The 8273-nt window shown below is 57.8% G+C and carries 5 protein-coding genes and 2 pseudogenes; 1 reads left to right on the top strand and 6 read right to left on the bottom strand.

Annotation, left to right across the window (positions count from 1 at the left end):
• Positions 1–1559: pseudogene (locus tag ACIQUH_RS10790) on the bottom strand (hypothetical protein); the annotation flags it as partial.
• A 264-nt stretch (positions 1560–1823) separates the two neighbouring features.
• Between ACIQUH_RS10790 and ACIQUH_RS10785 the strand changes: the two are divergent.
• Positions 1824–2977, top strand: a pseudogene (locus tag ACIQUH_RS10785) (Fic family protein).
• Between the two features lie 365 nt (positions 2978–3342).
• Here ACIQUH_RS10785 and ACIQUH_RS10780 read toward each other — a convergent pair.
• The 5 genes from ACIQUH_RS10780 to ACIQUH_RS10760 all read right to left on the bottom strand — a co-directional run bounded on the left by ACIQUH_RS10780 (position 3343) and on the right by ACIQUH_RS10760 (position 8132).
• Positions 3343–4272, bottom strand: a complete 930-nt coding sequence (locus ACIQUH_RS10780; RefSeq protein WP_400814643.1) for a dihydrodipicolinate synthase family protein — start codon at positions 4270–4272, stop codon at positions 3343–3345.
• Positions 4273–4336: 64 nt separating this feature from the next.
• A complete protein-coding gene (locus ACIQUH_RS10775) occupies positions 4337–5290 on the bottom strand; it encodes a phosphoglycerate dehydrogenase (protein ID WP_400814641.1) in 954 nt (317 codons plus the stop codon).
• A 25-nt stretch (positions 5291–5315) separates the two neighbouring features.
• On the bottom strand, positions 5316–6383 hold the full coding sequence (locus ACIQUH_RS10770; RefSeq protein ID WP_400814638.1) for an ABC transporter ATP-binding protein: 1068 nt from the start codon (positions 6381–6383) through the stop codon (positions 5316–5318).
• Positions 6384–6387: 4 nt separating this feature from the next.
• Complete coding sequence (locus ACIQUH_RS10765; protein ID WP_020812374.1) at positions 6388–7221, bottom strand: carbohydrate ABC transporter permease; 834 nt, start codon at positions 7219–7221, stop codon at positions 6388–6390.
• Between the two features lie 17 nt (positions 7222–7238).
• A complete protein-coding gene (locus tag ACIQUH_RS10760; protein ID WP_400814636.1) occupies positions 7239–8132 on the bottom strand; it encodes a carbohydrate ABC transporter permease in 894 nt (297 codons plus the stop codon).
• Positions 8133–8273 lie beyond the last annotated feature (141 nt).

Here is an 8273-nt window from a genome sequence, read left to right as displayed (position 1 = left end):
TGGACGCGCATGACACGCTGAATTTCCTTCGACCGGTTGGCCGCATGCCGATGAAATGCGTCGCACGCACCGTGCCAGTTACGGGCCGCGAATTCAATTTCCTCCCGCTCAATCAAGCCTGTAATCGGTCTGACGTTCTGAAGTAGCTCCGGTGCTGCCGTATCCAGCCGACGTCCGCGCGAGTAAGAGCCTGGGCGACCATCAGCATGTCTTCTTCCCACTTGGTATAAAAACCGCGTCGCTGTTCCCGCCACTGCAGATACCAGTCCCAAACACCGGGGAAGACGAGAAGGCCAAAGCTCAACTGGCTAAGCGGTACGCCGAAACCTCTTACTGCGCCATTCGGTGAGGAAGCTAGTGCGCCGAACATCAAGCCGAGATGTTCTATCTTCTGAGAGGCCGTTTCCTCACCCCAGACGCCATTCCGTTGAAAGCCGATGGCAGTCAGGGTCGAGGTTTTGAAACGGATAAGGTCTGCCATTTCCATTGCAAGCCTTGGCGGCGCATCCCCGGACAGTAAATCGGGATCATCGTTTTCTACCATTGGATTCTGATTGGCGCCAACTGCAGATGCCAAGGACCGGGGTGTTATAGAAATTCCGCCATAAGTGACACCGGGAAAGCGAATGGCATAACGTTGCTTGCTGACTGCCGCCTGATAGCGGCGATATTCCGTAGAGCCGGAAATGATCACCCGGCGCACCCAATCGAGGATCTCTTCGCGTTTGGTAAAGGGCAGGCTGCTGAAGTCATCTGGCAGATGCACTGAAATCCTGCGCCGTTCAGCCGGGCTGATATCGCCGAGATCATGACCATAAAGCGAGCGCGCCTTGTGCGGTAGCTTGTCTTTGAAATATCATTTCTGCAACCGATAGCGCCGCTCAATGCGGCGCAGGATATTAAAGCTGGCAACGGAGCGGGGCACGCGCTCCCCCTGCATCCAGGATAGCAGCGTCTTGTTATCGAATGTCTCATCCAGATGAACAACGGCGCGGTACAGCTGCCAATATGTGTCGCCGAACCGACGCATATGGTAGACCAATGCGTCCTGAAAGCTCGCCGGATCTTCTGTCGCTTCAAATAGTGCTTCTGGGAAAGGGCTTATCGGTTTTGGTGCAGGGCCGCGCGATGTTGACGCAGACCCGACAAAGGTGCCGTCGGGTCGCCGCGCGTTGTGGCTGTCGGGCGGAGCGTGCGGAAGCTGCCTTCCTGGCGGGCGCCATTTTGCCCGAGCTAACTGTCGGTTTTGGCGGTCGTCGTTCTTCGGCCACTGGTGGTGCGCCGAGCCAGCGGATGATTGCATCCAGGCCTGGCCGGAGCTGCTTTTTCAGTTCTGCCGTCAACTCGGCTTCGATCCCGCAGGCCTGACTGATCATCGTCCAGTCGATATGGCCATTCAGAAGCGGGGGCGATTTCCGATAGATGATCAAACTGGCCAGATAAGGCCGTATATTCTCCAACACTCGCCTGGATGCGATTGGAGCGATGCGAAGCTCGCAGAATTCCGAAATTTTTCGCTGAAAATGACGTGATGAAAGGTCGTGTTTGGTCATGCTCATTCCGTTTCTCTCGGCACCAGTGCCGAGGGCGAGCGGGAATATGAGGCGAGCTTTAACAAAGGATGTATCGGGCTGTCACTTTAATGGCGCCAAATCATCGTATTAGGCGCCTGTGCCGCCTGGACCAAAGCTCAGGAGTTCAATGTCGGCGCGTTAATTAAGCGCACTTATCTATGTCTGTTGCTTAATTAAATGAAATGCGCCTTGCTTAAATAAGGGGCGCGGCTGATATTGGGTTATCTCTGATTCCAATCCAAAAACCGCCTGGCTCGTTTCGTCGAGACGGTCGCTGCCAGTGAAACAGTGTGGGCGTTCGTCCCCCACCATTGCCGCCCGAGCCGGCGATTGATGTGCTTTCATTGCTAGAGCGCCTCAGCTTGGCTGAGCGCGCGCTAGGACGCCTGGATGGTATCACAATGCTGCTGCCGAGACAGGAGCTTTTTCTTTATATGTATGTCAGGAAGGAAGCCGTTCTTTCCTCGCAGATTGAAGGCACGCAGTCGACGCTTTCTGATCTCTTGCGGTTTGAGACCGAAGCTCAAGCCGGGCAGCCGGTTGATGATATCCGTGAAGTCTCCAACTATGTTGACGCCATGATGTATGGTCTACAGCGGCTGGAAACGTTGCCCATGTCGTTGCGTCTGATCCGTGAGATGCCCGCCAGGCTCCTGCACAGTGGGCGGGGAGGTACCAAAGATCCAGGAGAGTTCCGCCGCTCGCAAAATTGGATTGGTGGCACGCACCCCTGTAGCGCCCTCTTTGTACCGCCACCCGTTACTGAAATGGCCGGTTGCTTGGATGCGTTCGAGCGCTTCATGCATGACGACCAATCGCGGTTACCGGCGCTAATCAAAGCTGGCCTGCTGCACGTGCAGTTTGAAACGATCCATCCGTTTCTCGATGGTAATGGTCGTATTGGCCGCCTGCTTGTAACCCTATATCTCTGCATGAACGGGGTTTTGCGAAAGCCGCTGCTCTACCTCAGCCTTTATCTGAAGTCCCATCGGAGAGAATACTATCGGCTACTGCAAGAGGTTCGCGAGCATGGTAACTGGGAAGCCTGGCTGGAGTTCTTCCTGACGGGCGTCGCCGACACTGCCAACCAAGCGTTGGAGGCTGCTACCCAGATCGTCGATCTTTTCAAGGAAGATCGCGAGCGGATCACCATGGAGAGTGATAGAGCAGGGTCGGCCCTTCGTATTCACGAGCTTTTCCAGCTGAATCCTTTTCACACGGCGAACCAGATTGTTCAGGTAACGGGTCTGTCCGCACCAACGGTCAACGCCGCACTCGCCGACCTGGAGCGATTGGGCATCGTTGATGAAGTTACCGGCCGCAAGCGCGGCCGCGTGTTCAGCTATCGACGACACCTAGCAATTCTAGGCGAAGGCACCGATCCCTTGCCCATCAATTCATGACAAATTGATGGGCCGAAGGTTCGACTTTCATCAACTGTTTATACCTTGGCGGGCAGCAGTGGTCGGCGTTTGCGGTGCGTCTCGGTCAGATATCGACAGAGACCAAGCCCGATCTTCCTTCCTGCAGATGAAGTGATATGCGGCCTCGGCGTAGATGCGAACCGAGCTGGCGCTTCCAGCCAGCACGGGACCGGGTTGAGGCATGGAAAACCGCTGCTGAACGACGGATCATTCACTAGCAGCGAAAAATCACCCACAAGCCGGATAGTGAAGACCTATCCCGATGATGTCCTGAGAAACAGTTAATTCCTTTCGAGAACCTGGCGTAAAAAGTGAATGGTGGATTACGAGCGGGGCTGAGCCGGTTATCGAGCTGCCATTATACGTTTCCGGAAGTTGGTGGTTCCCTGAATGATCTTGTCCAGCAGCGCCTCTATCGCCCAGAAACGCTCCTGAATGTCGAACGTCACCGCACGGCTTTCGATCTCGCTTATGGTGCCGAGGCGCTGGTGATAAATCTTCGCCAGTTTGGGATAACCCATAGGCTCCGCCACGGCGGAGAGCGCCAGATAGACCGACAGTTCGTCAGCCAGTTCCGGTTGCCGGCCGGCTTCCGTCAGCAGCCATTTGTAGAGATCGGGATGGAAATTGGTGAAGACCCCGGTGAAACCGCGCGATCCCGCTTTCATGGCGTCAAACGCAATCGCCGCATTGGCGTTGACAATGGCGAGCGGCGTATTCGCCGTGAGCGCCACACGCCGTTTGACCGTTTCAAGATCACAGGAGACATCCTTGAGGATAACGAAGCGACCACTATTGGCGCAGAAGGAAATTTCGGCATCCGTCATAAGACGGCGATAGGGCGCCGGGCATTCGTAAAGGCCAAGCGGCAGGTCGGAAGGCAGACGATCGAGGAGCCAGCCGAGATCGTCGAGAAACTTAGAACCGCCCTCCTGCCGGGCATCCAGCCGGTTGGTAACAAGCACCATGCCGTCAACACCCGTCTGCGCGATGGCGTTGAGCTCTTTCTGCTGATCCTCAAGCGCCTCGCTGATGTGCCCCGAGGCAATGACGGGAATGCGGCCGGCTGCGGCCCTCTTAACAAAAGCAGCCAGTTCCACCCGCTCCTCAAGGGTGAGGAACATCATTTCAGAAGACTGGCAAACGGCAAAGAGCGCGTCCGATCCATTGGCGATGTACCATTCCACGAGATTGGCGACACCCTCAAAATCTATCTTGCCGCCCCTGAAGGGGGTGATCATCACGGGAATGATGCCTTCGATTCGCTTGGTCATTGTTTTCGTCCTGTCAAACATTCGTGGTTCCGGCATTCCGATGCGGAAGCCATACCGGGGTGGATCAGAGCTGGTTGCGTGGCCGGCGGTTCGCGAGCACATCGATCACGGCTTCGGCGGTAATCCGGCCGATGGAGGTGTAGGTTTCGTAGGTTTCCGCTGCCGTATGCGGCGTAGTGACGACCTGCCGCAGGGTGAAGAGTGGATTATCGGGCAAGGCAGGCTCCATCTCATAGACATCGAGCGCTGCTGCCTGAAGATGGCCGCTGGCGATGGCGTCGTAAAGCGCCTTCTCATCTACAAGGGCGCCGCGCGCCGTGTTTATGAAAATCGAGCCGGGTTTCATCCGGGCAAAACGGCCGGCATCCATGAGACGGCGTGTCTCCGGCAGGCTCGGCATCATCATCACGAGAATGTCGGAACACGAAAGCACCTCATCCATCTCACACATCCGCACACCAAGCTTCGTTGCGGCAGCCTGGTCGGGAAACTTGTCGTAAGCAATCACCTCCACGTCGAAACCGGAGAGTTTGCGCGCGATCTTGCGGGCGATGTTACCGAAACCGAGGAGGCCGACGCGACGGCCAATCAGTTCCTGCCCAACGAAACGGTCCCATGCGCCACCGCGCAAGGCATCGTGCAGGTAGGGTATCCGGCGCATTGCCGAAAGGATCAGTCCGAGCGTCAGTTCGGCCACCGCATTGGCATTGCCGCCCGGCGCATTCGTCACTGCGATGCCATGCCGGTGGGCCGCATCGATATCGATATTATCGACACCGACGCCAAAACGCGCAATCGCCTTCAGCCGCGGGGCAAGGCCGAAAACACGGTCGTTCCAGGTATCGACACCGGCGATAACGGCGTCGATATTGCCAAGTCTTGCGGATAATTCGTCAAATGTCATCGGTCGCCCGAAGCCGTTTTCAATGACTTCGATACCTTCCGCCTCCAGCATCGCCTTGGCGTCCGCGCAATAGCGGGAATAATTCGTTGCCGTTACCAATACGGTCTTGCTCATTGCAGTGTCTCTCGGAAAATCGGAATTAAAGACGTGCGCCGGCCTGATCAAACAGAACGCAGCGAGCGGGATCGAAACTCACGGTCAGGATTTCGCCCGGCACAGGCGCCATATCGCCCGGCAGGCGGCAATTTAGCCGATTGCCGGCAATATCCAGCAAGGCGAGCGTGTCGGCCCCCAATGGTTCGATCAGTTGAACGGGACCGGAAATCGTGGCGGAAGACGAAGCGCGATGGGCCGAATCCAGCAAGAGATGTTCTGGCCGCACGCCAAGTTCCGCTGCACCTTCATAGTCCCGGTGTTCGACAGAAACCGGGATACGCGTGCCATCCGGCAGAGTTGCAACACCCTTCGAAAGCTGCACGGGCAGGAAATTCATGGCCGGCGCACCGATAAAACCGGCGACGAAGCGGGTTCTCGGGTTGCGGTAAAGCTCCTGCGGCGCACCGATCTGCTGGATGTGACCATCCTTCAGCACGACGATACGATCAGCCATGGTCATGGCTTCCACCTGATCGTGGGTGACATAGATCATGGTGCTGCCGAGCCGCTGGTGGAGCTGCTTGATTTCCGCACGCAGATCGACACGCAACTGCGCGTCGAGATTGGAGAGCGGCTCGTCAAAGAGAAAAACCTTCGGTCCGCGCACCATGGCGCGCCCCATCGCCACGCGCTGGCGCTGGCCACCGGAAAGTTCGCGCGGGCGCCGCTTCAGCAGATGGGTAAGCTGCAGGGTGCGCGACACGTCTTCGACGCGCTGCTTCACCTGCGCTTCCGGCACGCCGTTCATCCGCAGGGCAAAGCCGATGTTCTTTTCCACGGTCATATGCGGATAAAGCGCATATTCCTGAAACACCATCGCCACATCCCGCTCCCACGGACGAAGCCTGTTGACGACCGTTCCGTCAATGGAGATCGAACCCTCCTGAAAATTCTCCAGGCCGGCAATCATGCGCAGCAGCGTCGATTTTCCGCAGCCGGAAGGACCGACGAAGACAATGAACTCGCCATCGACAATATCAAAGGAGAGGCCATGGATGACATGGTGTGCGCCGTAAGCCTTGACGACGTTCTGAATGGAAAGAGTGGCCATGGAATTATCCTTTGACTGCCCCTGCGGACAGGCCCGCGACAAGGCGGCGCTGGACGAGCAGGGTAAGAATGAGCGGCGGAAGAGCGATCATGGTTGCGGCGGCCATCAGCGCGCCCCAGTTGGTGACGCCCTCGCCGATGAAATTGAACGACGCGACGATGGCGGTCTTGGTGTCGAAGCCGGAGAGCGCCAGAGCGAACAGGAAATAGTTCCAGGTGAAGATGAAGCAGAGAATGGATGACACCACCACACCGGGCATGACCACCGGAAGAACGATGCGCCAGAGCACCGACAGCGGACGGCAACCGTCCATCTGGGCGGCTTCCACCAGTTCGCGCGGCATGGCGTCGAAATAGGGCAGCATCGTCCAAAGGGCGACCGGCATGGCGATGACGGCATGGGTCAGGATCAACACCGTGTAGGAGCCGACAAGCCCGAGTTCGGAAAAGATGATGAACCAGGGCAGCAGGAACAGCGTGCCCGGCGCCATGCGCGAAAACAGCGCCAGTGTCGCGGGCCATGTGGTGCGATGCCAGGAGACAGCAAAGGCCGCCGGAAATGCGAGCAGGATGCCGAGCAATGTCGCACCCGTCGAAACGATGAGCGAATTCAGCGTATTGGACAGAAATTCCGTGCGCTCGAAAAGCTGCCGGTAATTGTCCAGGGTGGGCGTGAAAAAGAGGCTCGGCGGCAGCTTCGTCACCTCGTAACGATCCTTGAAGGACGACAGGATCATCCAGAGGATCGGGGTGATGGCGGCGATGACCAGAATGGCGGTGCTCAGGCCGCCGCGCAGTCTTTCGGCAAGGGAAGGCTGATATGCCTCGTGTTCGTGCATGAAAATTCCTCCTCGATTTACCAGGCGACGGCCTGTCGCAGCCGGGAAAAGGCGACGACGGTGACCATGACGACGGCCGCGAGCGTGATCATGCCGGCCGAGGCGTAGCCGAAACGGGAAAACTCAAAGCCCTGCTGGTATGCATAGATATTGAGCGTGGTCGACGCATTGCCCGGCCCGCCGCGCGTGGTGATGTAGATCACGTCGAAGAAACGAAGCAGATCGACCGACCGCAGGATCGCGGCGGACAGGAGCGTCGGTGCAAGCAACGGCAGGGTGATGTGAACAAGCCTCTTCCAGCCGATGACACCATCGATCTCCGCCGCCTCGAACACCTTCGTCGGCAAGGACTGAAGGCCGCCCAGAACCAGAAGTCCGATCAGCGGCGACCATTGCCATGTGTCGACGGCGGCAACCGTCAGAAGGACCCACTTGGGATCGGCGAGCCAGAGGCTTGGGCCGATCCCCACCTCCCCGAGCAGCCAGTTCGCAACGCCGACGGCCGGATCGAGAATGACGATCGCCATCATGCCCACGACCACCGGCGGCATCATGAAGGGCATGACAGCAACCGTGCGAACGAGATTGCGCGCGCTACGCACCCGGTTGAGGGTAAAACCGAGCCAGGTGCCGATCACCATCTGCATGGCGAGCGCGAGTCCATAAAGCACCCATGTCAGGATGAAGGCGTTGTGAAATTCCCCGTCGGAAAGCAGCTCGACATAATTCGCAAGACCGACGAAACGGTCGTCCATGCCGAGCGAGTTTTCGCGCAGCGAAAGCCAGATCGCATAAAGAATGGGGAAAACGATCATCAAGCCGACAAATGCCACGGCGGGCGCCATCATCCAGCGAAAGGAAAGAACGGTCTGGCCGGGGCCGGAGATGCGGGAAGGCATCGGAGCGGTCATCACACGGGGATCCCTCATGAAAATGATATTTGTGTCTACCATTGCTCGCCCCAAGCCGCGCCAGACCGCACGCCGTGAAACTGACCGGCGGCCTGCGCAACGATTGGGGAGAGCGATATTTCCCGCCGGGGATCCGGCTCC

Source organism: Agrobacterium sp. NPDC090283 (assembly GCF_044769685.1).
Lineage (GTDB): Bacteria > Pseudomonadota > Alphaproteobacteria > Rhizobiales > Rhizobiaceae > Agrobacterium.
This window is presented reverse-complemented; position numbering and strand designations above follow the sequence as displayed.